The sequence below is a fragment of the Crossiella sp. CA-258035 genome (assembly GCF_030064675.1).
Taxonomy (GTDB): Bacteria; Actinomycetota; Actinomycetes; order Mycobacteriales; family Pseudonocardiaceae; genus Crossiella.
On record NZ_CP116413.1, the window covers coordinates 1,928,671 to 1,945,804 of the forward strand.

At 70.8% G+C, this 17,134-nt stretch carries 19 protein-coding genes; 8 read left to right on the forward strand and 11 right to left on the reverse strand.

The genetic code is table 11. The features are described 5' to 3' along the window. Entirely contained in the window at nt 1-390 is a 390-nt protein-coding gene (locus tag N8J89_RS09435; RefSeq protein WP_283663951.1) for a ubiquitin family protein, read from the forward strand. After that, nucleotides 384-1,334, forward strand: a complete 951-nt coding sequence (locus N8J89_RS09440) for an ROK family glucokinase (protein WP_283663952.1) — start codon at nt 384-386, stop codon at nt 1,332-1,334. Before N8J89_RS09435 ends, N8J89_RS09440 begins: the two co-directional genes overlap by 7 nt. A gap of 100 nt (nt 1,335-1,434) precedes the next feature. Here N8J89_RS09440 and N8J89_RS09445 read toward each other — a convergent pair whose 3' ends face one another. Then, nucleotides 1,435-1,566 (reverse strand): hypothetical protein, encoded by a 132-nt coding sequence (locus N8J89_RS09445; protein WP_283663953.1) that lies wholly within the window; start codon nt 1,564-1,566, stop codon nt 1,435-1,437. A 117-nt stretch (nt 1,567-1,683) separates the two neighbouring features. Next, nucleotides 1,684-2,157 (reverse strand): hypothetical protein, encoded by a 474-nt coding sequence (locus N8J89_RS09450; RefSeq protein WP_283663954.1) that lies wholly within the window; start codon nt 2,155-2,157, stop codon nt 1,684-1,686. Between the two features lie 188 nt (nt 2,158-2,345). Between N8J89_RS09450 and N8J89_RS09455 the strand changes: the two genes are divergently transcribed. From N8J89_RS09455 to N8J89_RS09465, 3 genes are all read left to right on the forward strand, one after another. Further along, nucleotides 2,346-3,059, forward strand: coding sequence for a lysophospholipid acyltransferase family protein (locus tag N8J89_RS09455; protein ID WP_283666130.1), 714 nt, complete (start codon nt 2,346-2,348; stop codon nt 3,057-3,059). Between the two features lie 42 nt (nt 3,060-3,101). Then, nucleotides 3,102-3,605: a polyadenylate-specific 3'-exoribonuclease AS gene (locus N8J89_RS09460; RefSeq protein ID WP_283663955.1), complete on the forward strand. Its 504-nt coding sequence runs from the start codon at nt 3,102-3,104 to the stop codon at nt 3,603-3,605. A 150-nt stretch (nt 3,606-3,755) separates the two neighbouring features. Further along, nucleotides 3,756-4,781, forward strand: coding sequence for a 6-phosphofructokinase (locus N8J89_RS09465; RefSeq protein WP_252485798.1), 1,026 nt, complete (start codon nt 3,756-3,758; stop codon nt 4,779-4,781). 63 nt (nt 4,782-4,844) lie between these two features. Here N8J89_RS09465 and N8J89_RS09470 read toward each other — a convergent pair whose 3' ends face one another. Then, entirely contained in the window at nt 4,845-6,002 is a 1,158-nt protein-coding gene (locus tag N8J89_RS09470) for a glycoside hydrolase family 5 protein (RefSeq protein WP_283663956.1), read from the reverse strand. A gap of 147 nt (nt 6,003-6,149) precedes the next feature. After that, complete coding sequence (locus tag N8J89_RS09475; protein WP_502868433.1) at nt 6,150-7,523, reverse strand: FAD-dependent oxidoreductase; 1,374 nt, start codon at nt 7,521-7,523, stop codon at nt 6,150-6,152. Nucleotides 7,524-7,679: 156 nt separating this feature from the next. Between N8J89_RS09475 and N8J89_RS09480 the strand changes: the two genes are divergently transcribed. Beyond that, nucleotides 7,680-9,068: a class II 3-deoxy-7-phosphoheptulonate synthase gene (locus N8J89_RS09480; RefSeq protein WP_283663957.1), complete on the forward strand. Its 1,389-nt coding sequence runs from the start codon at nt 7,680-7,682 to the stop codon at nt 9,066-9,068. A gap of 95 nt (nt 9,069-9,163) precedes the next feature. Here N8J89_RS09480 and N8J89_RS09485 read toward each other — a convergent pair whose 3' ends face one another. From N8J89_RS09485 to N8J89_RS09495, 3 genes are read right to left on the reverse strand one after another with little or no spacing between them, the layout of a single operon-like run. Then, a complete protein-coding gene (locus N8J89_RS09485; RefSeq protein ID WP_283663958.1) occupies nt 9,164-10,012 on the reverse strand; it encodes a M23 family metallopeptidase in 849 nt (282 codons plus the stop codon). A 56-nt stretch (nt 10,013-10,068) separates the two neighbouring features. Beyond that, on the reverse strand, nt 10,069-10,836 hold the full coding sequence (locus N8J89_RS09490) for an ABC transporter permease (RefSeq protein ID WP_283663959.1): 768 nt from the start codon (nt 10,834-10,836) through the stop codon (nt 10,069-10,071). Then, a complete protein-coding gene (locus tag N8J89_RS09495) occupies nt 10,833-11,792 on the reverse strand; it encodes an ATP-binding cassette domain-containing protein (RefSeq protein WP_283663960.1) in 960 nt (319 codons plus the stop codon). Before N8J89_RS09495 ends, N8J89_RS09490 begins: the two co-directional genes overlap by 4 nt. 86 nt (nt 11,793-11,878) lie before the next feature. Here N8J89_RS09495 and N8J89_RS09500 point away from each other — a divergent pair, with 86 nt between their 5' ends. Beyond that, the gene (locus tag N8J89_RS09500; protein ID WP_283663961.1) at nt 11,879-12,646 is read left to right on the forward strand and encodes a TetR/AcrR family transcriptional regulator; all 768 of its coding nucleotides are present in this window, start codon (nt 11,879-11,881) and stop codon (nt 12,644-12,646) included. Here N8J89_RS09500 and N8J89_RS09505 read toward each other — a convergent pair. From N8J89_RS09505 to pknB, 4 genes are all read right to left on the reverse strand, one after another. Continuing rightward, nucleotides 12,643-12,786, reverse strand: coding sequence for a hypothetical protein (locus tag N8J89_RS09505; RefSeq protein WP_283663962.1), 144 nt, complete (start codon nt 12,784-12,786; stop codon nt 12,643-12,645). The genes N8J89_RS09500 and N8J89_RS09505 overlap by 4 nt on opposite strands. A 112-nt stretch (nt 12,787-12,898) precedes the next feature. Further along, nucleotides 12,899-14,395, reverse strand: a complete 1,497-nt coding sequence (locus tag N8J89_RS09510; RefSeq protein ID WP_283663963.1) for a flotillin family protein — start codon at nt 14,393-14,395, stop codon at nt 12,899-12,901. A gap of 61 nt (nt 14,396-14,456) precedes the next feature. After that, on the reverse strand, nt 14,457-14,660 hold the full coding sequence (locus N8J89_RS09515) for an NfeD C-terminal domain-containing protein (protein ID WP_252485807.1): 204 nt from the start codon (nt 14,658-14,660) through the stop codon (nt 14,457-14,459). Further along, nucleotides 14,657-16,660 carry a Stk1 family PASTA domain-containing Ser/Thr kinase gene (gene pknB / locus N8J89_RS09520; protein ID WP_283663964.1) on the reverse strand — a complete coding sequence of 668 codons (2,004 nt, stop codon included), beginning with the start codon at nt 16,658-16,660 and terminating at the stop codon, nt 14,657-14,659. Before pknB ends, N8J89_RS09515 begins: the two co-directional genes overlap by 4 nt. A gap of 74 nt (nt 16,661-16,734) precedes the next feature. Between pknB and N8J89_RS09525 the strand changes: the two genes are divergently transcribed. Beyond that, nucleotides 16,735-17,100 (forward strand): Rv2175c family DNA-binding protein, encoded by a 366-nt coding sequence (locus N8J89_RS09525; protein ID WP_252485809.1) that lies wholly within the window; start codon nt 16,735-16,737, stop codon nt 17,098-17,100. Nucleotides 17,101-17,134 lie beyond the last annotated feature (34 nt).

Genomic DNA, 17,134 nt, shown 5'->3' on the forward strand with positions numbered 1-17,134 from the left:
ATGAACGAGCAGAACAACACCGGCGACGGACAGAACCGGCTGGCCGAGGAGGCCAGGCTGCTGCTGGACGCCCTGGCCGAGCGGGCGGTGCCCTGGCTGCGCAAGCTCGCCGCCGAGCAGCCCGGCGGCGAGCACAGTCCGGCCAGCTGCGGCTGGTGCCCGCTGTGCGCGGCCATCGCGGTGGCCCGCGGTGAACGGCCGGAGCTGGCCGTGCGCGCGGCCGACCACCTGGCCGGGCTGCTGGGCACGCTGCGCGCGGCCATGGAGGAGCGGGTGCCCGCGGCGCCGGGCCAGGACGCCGGCGCCACGCCGTCGCCCGCCGGGTCGCCTGAGCCCGAAGCGCCGAGCGCGCCCCGGGTACAGCGGATCGCGGTGGAGCGGGAGTGCTGACTGTCGGCATCGACGTCGGCGGGACCACGGTGCGGGCAGGGGTGGTCGACGACCACGGCTCGGTGCTGGACACCGCCCGCACCGCCACCCCGGCCGGCCAGGACGCGCTGGAGAACGCCATCGCCTCGGTGGTCGGCCAGCTGACCGAGCGGCACGAGGTGTGCGCGGTCGGCCTCGCGGTCGCCGGGTTCGTCACCGAGGACCGGCGCGGCGTGCGCTTCGCCCCGCACCTGGCCTGGCGGCAGGCCCCGGTCGCGGACCGGATGACCCGCAAGCTGCGGCTGCCCGTGGTGCTGGAGCACGACGCGAACGCCGCGGCCATGGCCGAGTACCGCTTCGGCGCCTCCCGGGGCGCGCGGGTGTCGGTGCTGGTCGCGCTGGGCACCGGGATCGGCGGCGCGCTGCTGGTCGACGGCGAGGTCTTCCGCGGCGCGCACGGCGTCGCGCCCGAGCTGGGCCACCTGCGGGTGGTGCCGGACGGCCGCCCGTGCCCCTGCGGCAAGCGGGGTTGCTGGGAGCGCTACTGCTCGGGCACCGCGCTGGCCGCGACCACGGTGGAGCTGCTGGCCACCGAGCCCGGCCTGTCCACTGTGCTGGCCCGCGAGCCGGTGCGCGACGGCCGCGGCATCACCGGCCGCGCGGTGGCCGGCGCGGCCCGCGAGGGCGACCCGCTGGCGCTGCGCGCCTTCGGCGAGCTGGCCCGCTGGCTCGGCGAGGGCCTGGCCCTGGTCGCCGACGTCTACGACCCGGAGGTCGTGGTGATCGGCGGCGGGGTCTCGGAGTCCGCGCCGCTGTTCCTGGACGAGGCCCGTGAGCACTACGCGCGGCAGGTGACCGGAGCCGGCCACCGCCCGCTGGCCCGCATCCGCCCGGCCCAGCTCGGCGACGACGCCGGCATCGTCGGCGCGGCCGCGCTGGCCGCGGACCTGGTCGCCAGGGTCTGAGCGCCTTCGAAAACGAAACGGACCCGGCGCGGTGGCTCGGGTCCGGCAAGTGGACAACGCCTGGCTGATCCGGCGACGCTGCCGGTCAGGCGCCGCTGGGTCAGCGGCCGCCGCGGCGGAACAGGCGGCGGCGACGGCCACCGGTGGTGTTGCGACGGTGCTGCTTCTGCTCACGCGCCCAGCTCGTCTCGGCGAGCGCCTTGGCCAGCCACATGGCCTGGAGCTGATCCATGGAGAGGGACCTGCCTTCCGTTTCTGTATCGGTTCTGACGAGTCTCAGGCTACGCCTCGACTGAATCGGTACACAAACGAGAAACCGCAGTTCGTGGCCCACTTCACCCCGTTACCGTCAGACCTGCGCGCCGTCGTCCCAGCCGGAGTCCGGGGGCGGGCCCTTGCGCATGTTGACCACCAGCCAGCCGATGCCGCCGCTGATCAGCAGCAGGCCCAGCGGGAAGGCGGTGCTCCACAGCATGCCGATCAGGCCGTGGGTGAAGAACAGCAGCACGCCAAGGCCGATCAGCGCCAGCGCCGCGGCCGTGCTGCGGCGCAGCGGCGGGATGGGCGGCGGCTCCGGGGGCTCGTAGTGGCCCTCGTCCTCCTCCGGCGGCGCGGCCGCCTGGCGGGACGGCTGCTCTTCCTCGGCCGCGCGCTCGGGGCGCGGGGCGCGTTCCGCTTCCGGCGGCTCGACGGCCTTGGCCGCGGCCTCCGGGGTCTCCGGCCATTCCGGAGCGCTGCCCTCACGGCGGAGACCCGCGACGATCGCCTCGAAGGCGGCGTCCACGTCCTCCGGTCCGTTGGTCTCCTCCGCGCGGTTGCTCATCACCGCCATCGTCCCATGAGCGGGCCGTGCCCGGCAGACGTCGGAATGGGCCTTCCGGCAGAAGAAGATGGGTGTGCCTGGTCACCTGTGCACGTCAACGCGTGCCTTGCCGTTGTGCGCAGTCGAACTCGCTCCGTAGTCTGGAGTACACCGGCCTGGTCTGGGCTTTGAGGGAGGCGCTTTCCGCGGTGTTGTGGTGGGTGATGAAGTGGGTTCTGCTCGGACCCATCTTGCGGCTGTTCTTCCGTCCGTCCATCCAGGGACTTGAGCACGTCCCGGAGTCCGGCGGAGCCATCCTGGCCAGCAACCACCTCGCGGTGGCCGACTCGTTCTTCCTGCCCCTGATGGTGCCGCGCCGGGTCACCTTCCTGGCCAAGCGGGAGTACTTCACCGGCAAGGGCATCAAGGGCCGGTTCAAGCGGGCCTTCTTCGGCGGGCTGGGCCAGGTGCCGATCGACCGCTCCAGCGCGATGGCCGCGCAGGCCGCGCTGGACACCGGCGTTCGGCTGCTCAAGGAGGGCAAGCTCCTCGGCATCTACCCCGAGGGCACCCGCTCGCCGGACGGCAGGCTGTACAAGGGCAAGACCGGCGTGGCCAGGATGGCGCTGGAGGCCGGGGTGCCCGTGGTCCCGGTGGTCATGGTCGGCACGGACCGGGCCAACCCGATCGGCTCCAAGATGTGGCGGCCGCACAAGATCCGCATCGTGATCGGCCCGCCGCTGGACTTCTCCCGGTACGAGGGCCTCGGCGGGGACCGGTTCATCGAGCGGTCCATCACCGACGAGATCATGTACACCCTGATGGAGATGTCCGGCCAGGAGTACGTGGACGTCTACGCCGCGAAGGTCAAGGAGCCGCAGGCCACGCCGTCCTCGGCGACCCCGGAGCGCAAGGCCGCCTGAGTCGCGGTCAGGGGCGGAACGGGCGCCGACTAACCTTGGTCGGTGCGGTTCTTCTACGACTGTGAGTTCATCGAGGACGGGGTCACCATCGACCTCGTATCCATCGGGGTGGTGAGTGAGGACGGTCGTGAGTACTACGCCGTGTCCACCGAGTTCGACCCCGAGCGGGCGGGTCCGTGGGTGCGGCAGCACGTGCTCGCCAAACTGCCCCCGCCCTCGGATCCGCACTGGCGCAGCCGCAACCAGATCCGCCGCGAGCTGCTCGACTTCGTGACCGAGTCGGACAACCAGCCCGAGCTGTGGGCCTGGTTCGCCGCCTACGACCACGTGGCGCTGGCCCAGCTGTGGGGCGCGATGCCCGCGCTGCCGCCGGAGCTGCCCCGGTTCACCAGGGACCTGCGGCAGCGCTGGGAGGACCTGGGCAAGCCCCGGCTGCCCGGCCCGCCCGCCGACGCGCACGACGCGCTGGCCGACGCCCGGCACAACTACCAGCGCTGGCAGGTCATGGAGCAGGCCCGCCTGCGGAAGGGCTTCGCGGTCCGCTGAGCAGGCGGCGGTAGTTCCTCCTCCTCGCCCGAAGTTCCGGAAGTGTTGCCGGTTATCTGCACCCCGCTTGCTGCACCGATCCAGGTGCGGGCAGACTCGGCGGTGACGCGAGAGACGCCGCTCACAGTCGGCGCGAAGAGGAGGCACTACATGCGCATTGGTGTGCTCACGGGTGGCGGCGACTGCCCGGGGCTGAACGCGGTCATCCGGGCGGTCGTCCGCAAGGGCGTGGAGGTCTACGGCCACGACTTCGTCGGCTTCCGCAACGGGTGGAAGGGCCCGATCGAGGGTCACACCAAGCCGCTGGGCCTGGACCAGGTCGAGGACATCCTGACTCGCGGCGGCACGATCCTGGGCAGCTCCCGGACCAACCCGTACAAGGTCGAGGGTGGCGTCGAGGCCATCCGGAAGAACCTGGCCGAACTGGGGGTGGACGCGCTCATCGCCATCGGCGGCGAGGACACCCTGGGCGTGGCCAAGCGGCTGACCGATGACGGCATCGGTGTGGTCGGCGTGCCGAAGACGATCGACAACGACCTGGGCGCGACGGACTACACCTTCGGCTTCGACACCGCGGTGCACATCGCCACCGAGTCCATCGACCGGTTGCGCACCACCGCCGAGTCGCATCACCGGGCCCTGGTCGTGGAGGTCATGGGGCGGCACGCGGGCTGGATCGCGCTGCACTCCGGGCTGGCCGGCGGCGCGAACGTGATCCTGGTGCCGGAGAAGCCGTTCAGCGTGGACAAGGTCGTCGAGTGGGTGCAGCGGCGGTTCGAGCGCGAGTACGCGCCGATCATCGTGGTGGCCGAGGGCGCGGTGCCGGAGAACGGGGCCGAGGTCCTGCTCACCGGTGAGAAGGACGCCTTCGGGCACGTCCGGCTCGGCGGCATCGGCACCTGGCTGGCCGAGGAGATCGCGCAGCGGACCGGCAAGGAGTCCAGGGCGGTGATCCTGGGGCACACCCAGCGCGGTGGCACCCCGACGGCCTACGACCGGGTGCTGGCCACGCGGTTCGGGCTGCACGCGGTGGACGCGGTCAACGACGGCGACTTCGGCGTGATGGTGGCGTTGAAGGGCACGGACATCGTGCGGGTGAAGCTGGCCGAGGCCACGGCTGAGCTGAAGACCGTGCCGGCCGACCGGTACGCCGAGGCCGAGGTCTTCTTCGGCTGAGTTCACGGGTTGAGCTGAGCGACGCTCTCAACGGGGAGAGCGTCGCTTTCTTCTCGTTTCCGGTTACCGGACGGCGCTCATGATGGCGTTGATGATGCCCTGCTGGGTCACCGCGCCGGTCCGCCGGTTGAACAGCCCGAACCCGTGCCGACCGTTTTCGCCGTTGTCCCAGTAGACGGTGGCCGCGCCGTACTTCTTCGACACCGCCACGATGGCCCGTGCGTAGTCCGCGCGGTACCGGTTGTTCGAGGAGTCGGCCGAGGACTTGTCGATCGAGCCGTGTTCACCGACGACCACCGGATAGCCCTTGGTGACGAAGGTGTCGTACATCTTCTTCAGCTGGGACTCCAGGTAGTCCTCCTGGCCCCAGGTGGATTTCCGGGCCGGATTGGTAGACCCCCGGCCCCACTGCGTGATGGTGTCCTTCTCCTCACCCGCGAAGTCCCACGGGCTGTAGTAGTGCACGGAAATCATGATGCGCTTCTCGTTGCGCGGGATCGAGGGGGACCGGTACTGGTCGGTCGGCAGCACGAAACCGTAGTTCCCCGCGGTGTAGTCGATGTTGGTGTTCCAGCCGGGCACGAGCAGCCACCGCGAACTGTTCTGCCCGCCGGCCCGCCGCACGGTGTCCACGAAGATCTGGTTGTAGCTGTTGATGTTCGAGTAGCACGGCTGCGTCGGATTGCCGTACTGCCCGTCGAAGTTCTCGTTCATCGACTCCAGGATCAGGCGCTGGTCGTAGTTCTGGAACCGCTGCGCGATCTGCTGCCACACCTTCTGGTACTTGGCCCTGATGGTGGCCTGCGCGGAGGAGTCGCAGATCAGCCAGGAGTTGCTGATGGTCTTGTAACCGTCACCGTGCATGTTGATCAGCACGTGCAGGCCGCGGTTGTAGGCGTAGTTGACGACCTCCTGGATCCGGTTCAGCCAGGAGGAGTTGATCGTGTAGTTCGGCCCGGAGCCGATGTGCCGCAGGTAGGAGACCGGGATCCGGATTGTCTTGAACCCGGCCGCCTTCACCCTGTCGATGAGGCCCTGCGTCACGGTGGGCTGGCCCCATGCCGTTTCGCTGGGTGTGCCATCGATGTTGGCTTCCAGTTGGTTGCCCAGGTTCCAGCCCGCGCCCATGTTGGCCACGACCTGCGCGGCGTTCAGTTGGCCGGCCGGGGCGGCCGAGGCCGGACTCGCCAAACCGGACGCGGAAGCGGCAACCGTCAGCACGGCGGCGAGCAAGCCGGCCTTGAACTTTCTTACTGGTGAGCGCACAGGTTTCTCCCGCGTCTTCAGGGCGGCGGAAAGCGTATTGCCACATTGCAGTAGCCGACCTGCCCAGTCAATCCCTGAGCTTGCGGGAAACCTGTGCCTGGCTCAATTCGACGAAATTCGAGTCGAACGATCCGCCATTTCGCTGGAAATCGCGACCATCTCCTCGCGGCTCACCACCTTGATGCGTTCCCGGTTGGCGGCCAGGCCGAGTTTCAGTTCGTGGGTGTCGAGCCGGTTCCAGCCTGCCAGGGTGGTGTATTCGATGCCGCGTTCGATGAGCAGCTCGGTGACCCGGTCCGGATTCGGTTCCGGGGCCGGGGTGATGTTCGGCAGGTCGGCCAGGATGCTGTTCACGGTTTCCAGCGCGTCGCCCTTGGTGTGGCCGATGAGGCCGACCGGGCCGCGCTTGATCCAGCCGGTGACGTAGGTGCGGTCCACCTGGTCCGCGCCGTCGAGGACCCGGCCCGCCTCGTTCGGCACCACGCCGGCCGCGTGGTCGAACGGCAGCTCCGCCAGGTGGCTGCTCAGGTAGCCGACCGCGCGGTAGACCGCCTGGACCGGCCACTCGTGGAAGGCGCCGGTGCCCCTGACGTCGCCGGTGCCGTCCAGCTCCATGCGCTCGGTGCGCAGGCCGGTGACCACGCCGTCGCCGACGATGGCCACCGGGCGGTGCAGGAAGTGCAGGTGCAGGCGACGGGGGCGGGCGCCGGGGTCGCGGATGGCCCAGTCCTGGAGGGTCTTGACCACCTGGCGGACCTGGTTGCTGCGCTCGATGGCCGCCAGGCTGCCCTGGTCGAACTCGATGTCCTCGGGGTGGACGATGACCTCGACGTTGGGGGAGTGGTCGAGCTCGCGAAGCTCCAGCGGGGTGAACTTGGCCTGGGCCGGGCCGCGGCGGCCGAAGACGTGCACGTCGGTGACCGGGCTGCCCTTCAGGCCCCGGTAGACGTTGTCCGGGATCTCGGTGCTGAGCAGCTCGTCGGCGGTCTTGGCCAGGATGCGGGCCACGTCCAGGGCCACGTTGCCCACCCCGAGCACGGCGACGCTGTTGGCAACCAGCGGCCAGTCCCTCGGCACGTCGGGGTGGCCGTCGTACCAGCTGACGAAGTCGGCCGCGCCGTAGCTGCCGTCCAGGCCGATGCCGGGGATGTCGAGGGACCGGTCCTTTTCCGCGCCGGTGGCGAAGATGGCCACGTCGTAGTGGCGGCGCAGGTCGTCCAGGGTGAGGTCGGCGCCGTAGTTGATGTTGCCCAGGAAGCGGATCTCCGGGCGCTCCAGCACTCGCTGCAGGGCGTGCACGATCTGCTTGATGCGCGGGTGGTCGGGGGCCACGCCGTAGCGGATCAGGCCGTAGGGCGCGGGCAGCTTCTCGAGAAGGTCGATGCTGACCGGGGTTTCGGACTTGGCCAGGATGTCGGCGGCGTAGATGCCCGCCGGTCCCGCACCGATGACCGCGACCCGTAGCGGGCGCTGCATGACGTTCTCCCTCAGCTCTGGATGACTCCCTGTAGTTTAAGGTTAGCCTGACCTAACTGGATTGATTCGGTGAGCCTGCTCTCACGTTTTCGTTCCAGATGGCGGGAGGGCTGTACCAGGGGTCAGGAGCTGGACTACACCGCGTACCCTTGGCCCGTGAACTGGACCGTGGACGTGCCGGTCGACACGCTTCCTGCGTTGCCGCCCCTGCCACCCGAACTGCGTACCCGTCTCGACGACGCCCTCGCCCGTCCCGCTGCCCAGCAGCCGGACTGGCCCGACCCCGAGCAGGTACGCAACGTCCGCGCCGTGCTCGAAAGTGTTCCCCCGATCACGGTGCCGCCGGAGATCGAGCGCCTGCGCGACCGCCTGGCCCAGGTGGCCCGCGGTGAGGCGTTCCTGCTCCAGGGCGGCGACTGCGCGGAGACCTTCGCCGACAACACCGAGCCGCACATCCGGGGCAACATCCGGACGCTGCTGCAGATGGCGATCGTGCTGACCTACGGCGCTTCCATGCCGGTGGTCAAGGTGGGCCGGATCGCCGGGCAGTACGCCAAGCCCCGCTCCTCCGGCACCGACGCGCTCGGCCTGCCCACCTACCGGGGCGACATGGTCAACTCGCTGGTCGCCACGCCGGAGGCCCGCGCGCACGACCCGTCCCGGCTGGTCCGCGCCTACGCCAACGCCGGTGCCGCGATGAACCTGGTCCGCGCGCTCACCAGCGCGGGCATGGCCGACCTGCACCGGGTGCACGACTGGAACAAGGACTTCGTGCGCTCCTCGCCCGCCGGTGAGCGGTACGAGGCGGTGGCGGCCGAGATCGACCGCGGACTGCGCTTCATGCAGGCCTGCGGCGTGACCGACCACAACCTGGAGACGGTCGAGCTCTACGCCAGCCACGAGGCGCTGGTGCTGGACTACGAGCGCGCCATGCTGCGGATGGACGTCAGCGGCGAGACGCCCAAGCTGTACGACCTGTCCGCGCACTTCCTGTGGATCGGTGAGCGCACCCGTCAGCTCGACGGCGCGCACATCGCCTTCGCCGAGCTGCTGGCCAACCCGATCGGGCTCAAGATCGGGCCGGGCACCACGCCGGAGATGGCCGTGGAGTACGTGCAGCGGCTCGACCCGCACAACACCCCGGGCCGGCTGACGCTGATCTCGCGCATGGGCAACTCCAAGGTGCGCGAGGTGCTGCCGCCCATCGTGGAGAAGGTCACCGCCTCCGGCCACCAGGTCATCTGGCAGTGCGATCCCATGCACGGCAACACCATCGAGGCCAGCACCGGCTACAAGACCCGGCACTTCGACCGGATCGTGGACGAGGTGCAGGGCTTCTTCGAGGTGCACCGCAAGCTGGGCACCCACCCCGGTGGCATCCACATCGAGCTGACCGGTGAGGACGTCACCGAATGCCTCGGTGGGGCCCAGGAGATCTCCGACGCCGACCTGGCCGGTCGCTACGAGACCGCCTGCGACCCGCGCCTGAACACCCAGCAGTCCCTGGAGCTGGCGTTCCTGGTCGCGGAGATGCTGCGCAACTGAGTTTCTGGGCAAACTGAGGTTCGAGGAACGCGTCTGTGGCGGCCGACCCCCAGGGGACGGCCGCCACAGACTTTCCCTGCGGTTGGCGCCGGGGCTCAGCTACCGCAGTGCTCGAACCCGCTGGTGTAAGCGGTGGAACCGACCGAGCCGCCCCACTTCACGCACTTGCCGGGGGCCGCTCTGCGCACCGGTCCCGCGTAGTGGGTGAAGTTGCCGGAGTCGGTGCTGCGGGCCTCGCCCTGGACCTCCAGGAAGGCCGAGACCGCGCTCGCGGTGCCCAGCGAGACCGCCTTCAGGGTCACCACGCAGTTGTTGCCGTTGGCGTTGTTGTAGAGCAGGTAGGTGCGGCCGACCGTGCCCAGGGCCTGCTGGTCGACCACGCCGTAGCCGCTGCCGCAGACCTGCTCCGGGGTGTACGGGTTGCCGCCACCACCGCAGTTGCGGCTGGTGTAGCTCCGGCTGCCGAAGTACAGGATCTGGCTGCCGTTGAAGGTGATCCGCACGTCGTCGCCGTTGAGCCGCTGCTCGTAGTGCAGGTGCGCGCCGGTGGAGCCGCCGGTGTTGCCCACCTTGCCGATCTGCCTGCCCCTGGCCACCTGGGTGCCCACGCTGACGTCCTGGCTGGACAGGTGCGCGTAGCGGGAGGTCCAGCCGCCGCCGTGGTCGATCTCGATCCAGCGGCCGTAGGAGGTGCTGCCTTCGTTCGCCACCCGGCTCACCCGGCCCGCCGCGGAGGCCAGCACGGCGTCGCCCTCGTCGTTGGCGCGGTTGAAGTCGACCGAGTTCTGCGGGCTGTGGCCGGTGCGGGTCTGCCCCTCCCACACCTGGTCGCAGGGGAACGGGAGCTGGAACGCGGGCGCGGCCGCCGCGGGTTGCGCGACGGCCGCGAGTCCACCCAGTGCCACGGCCAGGGCCAGTCCCAGCCGGAGAAGTGCTCGCGTCATGGCCGGGAGCCTGACCCCGGGAGGTACAGCCGGGGTCCAATCCGGATACAACCGGTTCAGCTAGCCGTCCGCCGCCGGAACAACCGGCCGGTCAGCGGCATCGCCACCAGCAGGATCGCGGTCCACCACAGCACCGCCAGCCAGCCCTGACCGGTGGTCGGCAGGCCCAGCAGCAGCGGGCGCACGGTGTCCATCACCAGCGTCATCGGCTGGTGCTCGACAAAGGCGCGCAGCCAGTCCGGCAGGGTGTGCGCGGGCACGAACGCGCTGCTGGCATACGGCACGAACAGCAGGATCAGGCTCAGCCCACTGGCGCCCTCCACGGTCCTGGCGAGCAGGCCGAACAGGGCCGCGACGCAGGCCATCGCCGCGGCGAAGAGCCAGAGCAGCCCGAAGACCGCCAGCCAGTCCAGCGGCGAAGCCTGCGGGCGGAAGCCGAGCAGCAGGCCGACGAGCACCATCACGACGGTGGAGACCGTGGTGCGCACCACCGTGGCCGCGACGTGCCCGATGATCACCGCCGAGCTGAGCATCGGCATCGAGCGCAGCCGGTCCACGATGCCGTCGGAGAGGTCCTGCCGGACGCCGACCGCGGTGGGCATCGAGTTGGTGCCCACGCTGATCACCAGGATGCCCGCGATCAGGTAGTTGACGTAGCTGGTGCCGCCGGTGGCCACCGCGCCGCCGAACATGAACCGGAAGATCACCAGCATGGTGGTGGGGATCATGAACATCACCCCGAGCTGCTCGGGGCTACGCAGGATGTGCCGCAGGTTGCGGCCGATCATCACCTGGGCGTCGATGAGGTAGGACAGGGGTTTCACGCGGCGCCTCCGACGGTCTCGGCAGCCGGGCGGGCGCCGGTGAGGGACAGGAACACGTCGTCCAGGGTGGGACGGGTCAGGGCCAGGCCGGTCGGCTCCAGGCCCGCGGTCTCCAGCTGCTCCAGGACTTGGCGCAGCTGCCGTGCGCCGTCCACCGCGAGGCTGAGCCGGGGCGCCTCGCCCTCGTGCCGCAGCGCCTCGGCCGGCAGCGCGGCCAGCGCGCGGTCCAGCTCGGCGGTGCCGGCGAAGGTCAGCTCCAGGCGCTCGGCGCCCACGGTGGCCTTGAGCTCGGCCGGGCTGCCCTCGGCGATCACCCGGCCGTGGTCCAGCAGCACCACCTGGTCGGCCAGCCGGTCGGCCTCCTCCAGGTACTGGGTGGTCAGCAGGATCGTGGTGCCCTCGGCCAGCAGCCGCTCGATCGCGGTCCACAACGTGTTGCGGCTGCGCGGGTCCAGGCCGGTGGTGGGCTCGTCCAGGAACAGCACCGGCGGCGCGGTGATCAGGCTGGCGGCCAGGTCCAGCCGCCGCCGCATGCCGCCGGAGTAGCCGCTGACCGCCCGGTCGGCCGCCCCGGCGAGTTCGAACTCGGCCAGCAGCTCGGTCGCCCTCGCCTTGGCCGCGCGCCTGCTCAGCCGGTGCAGGCGGCCCAGCATGACCAGGTTCTCCCGGCCGGTGAGCAGTCCGTCCAGCGCGGTCTGCTGGCCGGTCAGGCCGATCATCCGGCGCACCCGGTCCGGTCGGCGGCCCACCTCGGCCCCGTTGACCAGGGCCGTGCCGCCGTCGGCGGCCAGCAGGGTGCTGAGGATGCGCACCACCGTGGTCTTGCCCGCTCCGTTGGGACCGAGCAGCGCGAGCATCCGCCCGCGCCGCACGGTCAGGTCCACGCCGCGCAGCACCGGTGTCGAACCGAAGCTCTTGCGCAGGCCGGACACGCTGATCACGGCGTCCGAATCCATCTCGCCCCCAAACTGTGTATCTCGCACACTGATTGTGTATTTGATACACAGTTCTAGGATGTGGGTCAAGCCAGGGAGGGTGGGAGATGTCAGCCGAGCACGAGGCGATGGCGCGCAGCCTGGAGCTGCTGTGGGGCGAGCGGGCCCAGCCGAGCAGGGGCCCACGGCCGAAGATGTCGGTGGACAAGATCGTCGAGGCCGCGGTGCGCATCGCCGACGCGGAGGGTCTTGGCGCGCTGTCCATGCAGCGGGTGGCCGCCGAGCTGGGCTACACCACGATGTCGCTCTACCGGTACGTCCCGGCCAAGGAGCAGTTGGTCGACCTGATGGTGGACCACGCCATCGGCACACCGCCGGCCGAGCTGACCGCCGAGCAGCACTGGCGGGCCGCGCTGACCGGCTGGGCGCACGCGTTCTGGGCGGTCTGCCAGCGGCACCCGTGGCTGCTCAAGGTGCAGGCGGACCGACCGCCGGTGGGCCCGAACCAGCTGTCCTGGCTGGAGTGCGGGCTGCGCGCGCTGGCCGGGCTGGGTTTTGAGGGCTACGAGCGGGTTTCGGTGGTCACCTTCATCTTCGCCGCGGTGCAGGGCCTGGCCAAGGTCTCCGTCGACCAGCGGCCGCTCACCGACCACGCCGAGGGCCCGGTGGCCAACGCCTACGCCGCCACCCTGGGCCGCTTCGTCAGCCCGGACCGCTACCCGGAGCTGGCCGGGATCATGGCCGGTGGGGCCTTCGACGTTCCTGCGGACCACCCGGAGCCCAACGACGTGCTGCCAGACCTGGAGTTCGGCCTGTCCCACCTGCTCAACGGGATCGAGGCGTTCGTCCAGGCCCGGCAGTCAGCAGTCAGCTAGTGCGCCACATCGGTGAACAACCCGTGCGTCCTGGCGCCGTCCTCCGGCTCGGCCGGGCGCTGCGTGCCGCCCCAGGCCGGTTCGCCGAAGAGGTGCTCCACGGCCGCTCGGCCCGCGCCGCTTTCCTCGTACGGTTCCATCCCAGTCTCCCCCTCCCCAGTGCCGGTCCTCCCACCGGCGTCTGTTGAGGGTAGCGAACGGGTTGTGTGGCGCGAGCCGTCCAACCGCACAATATTTACGCCGCTGGTTGTCCTAGGACTCCTTCTGCCCCTGGAAGCTGGTCAGATCCAGGCCGCCCTCTTTTTTCACAGTGTTGCCCTCGGCGCTGTTGGGTTCTGCCGGGCTGGTTCCCATGGACTGCATCAGGGTGCGCGCCAGGCCCAGTCCGGTGCCGCCCAGGGTCATCGCCTTGGCCAGCAGGTCGGAGAGGCCGTCCGCGCCGTTGAGCACCACCATGTGGTCCACGTTGCCCAGCGCGCTCGCGCCGGCGGCCACGATCTCCGGCCACTTCTCCGCCAGCTGCTGGGCGATGACGGCCTCCTGGTTCTCCGCCAGCGCGCTCGCCCTCGCCTTGATCGACTCGGCCTCGGCCAGACCCTTCGCCCGCGCGGCCTCCGCCTCGGCCAGACCGCGGGCCTTGGCCGAGGCGGCCTCGGCCTCACCGGTGGCGCGGGTGGCGCTCGCGCTGGCCTCACCGCGGGCCTTGGTGGCCTCGGCGTCGGCGATCGCGGCGGTCTTCACCCTGGTCGCGTCGGCGGTGGCGCGCAGCTCGGTCTCCTTGGCCTCGGCCTGCGCGCGGGCGATCTGCGCGTCGCGCTCGGCGTCGGCCAGCGTCCTGGTCTCATACGCCCTGGCGTCGGCGGGCTTGCGCACCTGGGACTGCAACCGCTGCTCGGCCAGGTCGGCCTCCAGCTGCGCGGCCCTGGTCTCCTGCACCACGACCTCCTGGCGCGCGCTGGCCTGCGCCAGCGGCCCGGACTGCTGCGCCTTGGCCGCGGCCTGGTCGATCTCGGCCTGGTACGCCGACTGCTTGATCCGGCTGTCGCGCAGCGCGGCGGCCTTGAGCGCGGCCGCGATCTGCTCGGCCTCGGCCGCCTCCTGGTCCCGCTGGGCCTCGGCGATGCGGGCCGCGGCCGCCACCGCGGCGGCGTGCGGCTTGCCCAGGTTGAGGATGTAGCCGGACTCGTCCTCGATCTCCTGGATCTGCAACGAGTCCACCACCAGGCCCAGCTTGCTCATCTCGATCGCCGAGGACTGCCGGACCTCGCCGGTGAGCGCGTCCCGGTTGTGGATCATCTCCTCGATGGTCAGTCCGCCCACTATCGAACGCAGGTGACCGGAGAACAGCTCGTGGATGGTGTTGTTCATGCCGTTCTGCTGGTCCAGGAACCGGCGGGCCGCGTTGGCGATGGAGACGAAGTCGTCGCCCACCTTGTAGATCACCACCGCGCGCACGGTCACCGGCAGGCCCTGCTTGGTCACGCAGGAGATCTGCAGGTTGGCCGCGTGCGTGTCCAGCGACAGCCGCCGCGCCACCTGGAAACCGGGCAGCACCAGCGTGCCCTTGCCGGTCACGATCTTGAAGCCGAGGCTGTCCGCGGTGTCCGCGGCCGTCCCCTTGGCCCCGAACCCGGAAATGATCATGGCCTCGTTCGGCTCCGCCACCCGCCAGAGCAACCGCAGCAGCAGGAACAGCAGGAGCAACCCGACGACGCCCCCGCCAACCGCGATCAGAATCGTCTGATTCATCGTCATACCCGGTGGGACACCGGCCAGTGGCAAAAGGTTCCGTGCCGGTCCAGGTCGTGATCTACGGCAGTTCCCAGCGCTCCACGTAGAGCATCCGCGGCGGCTCGAAGTCGACCACCAGCACCCTGGCGTCCACCTCGATGGTCGCGGCGGGGTCGGCCGGTTTGGCGTAGTACGCCTCGACTCCGCCGCGGATGGCCACCATCACCTCGCCGATCAGCCCCGGCCCGACCCGCCCGGTGACCCGGCCCGTTTTCCCGATCACGGGAAGGCGGTGACGCTGAACTTGGACCCCGGGCGCACCCTGGTTCCCGGCGGTGCTCCCTGGCCGAGCACCCTGGAGTCGTCCCCGCCGCCGAAGGCGTGCTGGACCTCCACGGTCAGCCCGCGCTCGGCCGCCCACTGCCGGACCTCGCCGACGGTCTTGCCCAGCAGCGCGGGCATGGTGACCGCGTTGGAGAGCAGCACGCCGACCCGGCTGCCCTTGGCCACCTTGGCGCCGATGGCCGGCTCGGAGCTGATCACCCGGCCGCCCTCGACGTCGGCGGAGAAGTCCTGGCCCTTCTCGAACGGCTCCAGGCCCGCCCTGCGCAGCTCGGCGAAGGCGGCGTCCCTGGTCATCCCGGCCACGGTCGGCACGTTCACCGGCGCCGCGCCCTTGGACAGCCCGATCGCCACCGCCGCGCCCATCTGCACCGGGGTGCCGGGGGCCGGGTCGATCTTGAGCACCTTGCCCTCGGGCACCTCGGAGCTGAAGCCGTCCAGGCCCTTGTCCAGGCGCGGGGCCAGCTGGGCGTTGCGGATCAGGTCCTCGGCCTCCTGCGGGCTGATGCCGGCCTTGACGTCGGGCACCACCGGGCGGCCGCGGGAGACCACCACGGAGACCTTGTCCCCGCGCAGCACGTCGACGCCACGCGCCGGATCGGTGCGGATCACGGTGCCCGCGACCACGTCGTTGTGGTGCTCCACCTTGACGTCGGGCACCAGGTCCACGGCCTTGACCGAGCTGATCGCGGTCTCCTGGGTCTGCCCGGCCACATCGGGCACCTGGGCCCAGCGGCCGGAACCCAGCCACCACGCGGTGATGCCGATGGCCACCGCGAGCACCGCGACCACCGACACCCAGATGGTGAAGGAGCGGCGGCTGCGCGCGCGTTCCCTGGCCCGCTGCTCGGCCAGGCTGGGCACGGTCCGCGGCGGGGCCGGCGGACCGGCTGCCGGGGCGAGCTGGGGGAGCTCGGCCCGTGACATCGCCCTGGTGCCCTGCGGCCCGATCGGGGCAGGCGCGGGCACGGCGGCGCGCGGCACCGCCCGGACGGTGGCGTCCGGATCGTCCACCACCGGCTTCATCTGCTGGGTGACCGCCTCGTCGATCTCCTCGACCGGCACCGGCACCGGCACGGTGGCCAGGCCGAGCTCGTCCCGCAGCTGCTGCACGGCCAGCAGGAAGGCGGCCGCGTCGGCCGGGCGCTGGTTCGGATCGCGGCGGGTGGCGGCCAGCACCAGCTCGTCCAGCTCCGCGGGCAGACCGGGCTTGGCCAGGCCCGGCGCGGGCACATCGCTGTTGACGTGCCGGTAGGCCACCGAGATCGCGGTGTCGCCGGTGTAGGGCTGCGCGCCGGTGAGCATCTCGTAGAGCACGATCCCGGCGGCGTAGACATCGCTGCGGGCATCCGCGGCGCCGGTGGCGACCTGCTCGGGGGAGAGGTAGGCGACCGTGCCCAGGATCATGCTGTCGCTGGTGGTTCCGGCCCCGGCGATCGCCCTGACCAGGCCGAAGTCGGCGACCTTGACCGCGCCGCCCTTGCCGATGAGCACGTTCTCCGGCTTGATGTCGCGGTGCACCAGCCCGGAGCGGTGCGCGGCGGCCAGCGCGGAGAGCACCGGCTCGATGACGCTGAGCGCCAGCGGCACCGGCAGCGGGCCCTGCTTGCGCAGCAGGTCGCGCAGGGTGCCGCCCTGGAGCAGCTCCATCACGATGAAGGCCAGGTCGCCCTCTGGCGTCGGGTCGATGCCCTGGTCGTACACGCCGACCACACACGGGTGGTGCAGCCGCGCGGCGCTGCGGGCCTCGCGCTCCAGCCGGTCCAGGAAGCTCCGGTCGCCGGACAGCCGCTGGTCCATGACCTTGATGGCCACCGGACGGTCCAGCCTGGTGTCGAGCCCGCGGTACACCGTGGACATGCCACCGTGCGCGATCAATCCCTCGACCCGGTATCGGCGCTCCAACACCGTGCCGGTCAGTACTGAACCCCGCGTCTGCACAACCCGATCGTACGGAGCGGGGTCAATCCGTGGTTCAGCGCACACCCAGTCGGAATGTGGCAGGCTGATGAGCTGTGAGTACGATCCCTGCCGCCGATGACGTGCTGAAGCGCGAGGTGGAGGTCCTGCCGCTGCCCACGGTCGCGGAGCACCTCGGCCTGCCGATCACCCGGGTCCACCAGATGTTGCGCGACGGCCAGCTGCTCGCGGTGCGCCGCGACCGGGTGCTGTCCGTGCCAGCGGACTTCCTCGACGACAACGGCGTGGTCAAGCACCTAGCCGGCACGATCACCGTGCTCAAGGACGGTGGTTACACCGTGGAGGACATCCTGCGCTGGCTGTTCACCGAGGACGACTCGTTGCCGGGCACCCCGGTCGACGCGCTGCGCTCGGACCGCTCCCGCGAGGTGAAGCGGCGCGCCCAGGCGATGGCGTTCTGAGGTTCCCCCGTCGGCCGACCGTGGCGGCGCCACC

Excerpts from the sequence above, each read along its gene's own strand:
- N8J89_RS09435 (WP_283663951.1), top strand. The coding sequence starts at position 1 with ATGAACGAGCAGAACAACACCGGCGACGGACAGAACCGGCTGGCCGAG.
- N8J89_RS09445 (WP_283663953.1), bottom strand. The coding sequence starts at position 1,566 with ATGGATCAGCTCCAGGCCATGTGGCTGGCCAAGGCGCTCGCCGAGACG.
- N8J89_RS09450 (WP_283663954.1), bottom strand. The coding sequence starts at position 2,157 with ATGAGCAACCGCGCGGAGGAGACCAACGGACCGGAGGACGTGGACGCC.
- N8J89_RS09465 (WP_252485798.1), top strand. The coding sequence starts at position 3,756 with ATGCGCATTGGTGTGCTCACGGGTGGCGGCGACTGCCCGGGGCTGAAC.
- N8J89_RS09475 (WP_502868433.1), bottom strand. The coding sequence starts at position 7,523 with ATGCAGCGCCCGCTACGGGTCGCGGTCATCGGTGCGGGACCGGCGGGC.
- N8J89_RS09485 (WP_283663958.1), bottom strand. The coding sequence starts at position 10,012 with ATGACGCGAGCACTTCTCCGGCTGGGACTGGCCCTGGCCGTGGCACTG.
- N8J89_RS09495 (WP_283663960.1), bottom strand. The coding sequence starts at position 11,792 with ATGGATTCGGACGCCGTGATCAGCGTGTCCGGCCTGCGCAAGAGCTTC.
- N8J89_RS09500 (WP_283663961.1), top strand. The coding sequence starts at position 11,879 with ATGTCAGCCGAGCACGAGGCGATGGCGCGCAGCCTGGAGCTGCTGTGG.
- N8J89_RS09505 (WP_283663962.1), bottom strand. The coding sequence starts at position 12,786 with ATGGAACCGTACGAGGAAAGCGGCGCGGGCCGAGCGGCCGTGGAGCAC.
- N8J89_RS09510 (WP_283663963.1), bottom strand. The coding sequence starts at position 14,395 with ATGAATCAGACGATTCTGATCGCGGTTGGCGGGGGCGTCGTCGGGTTG.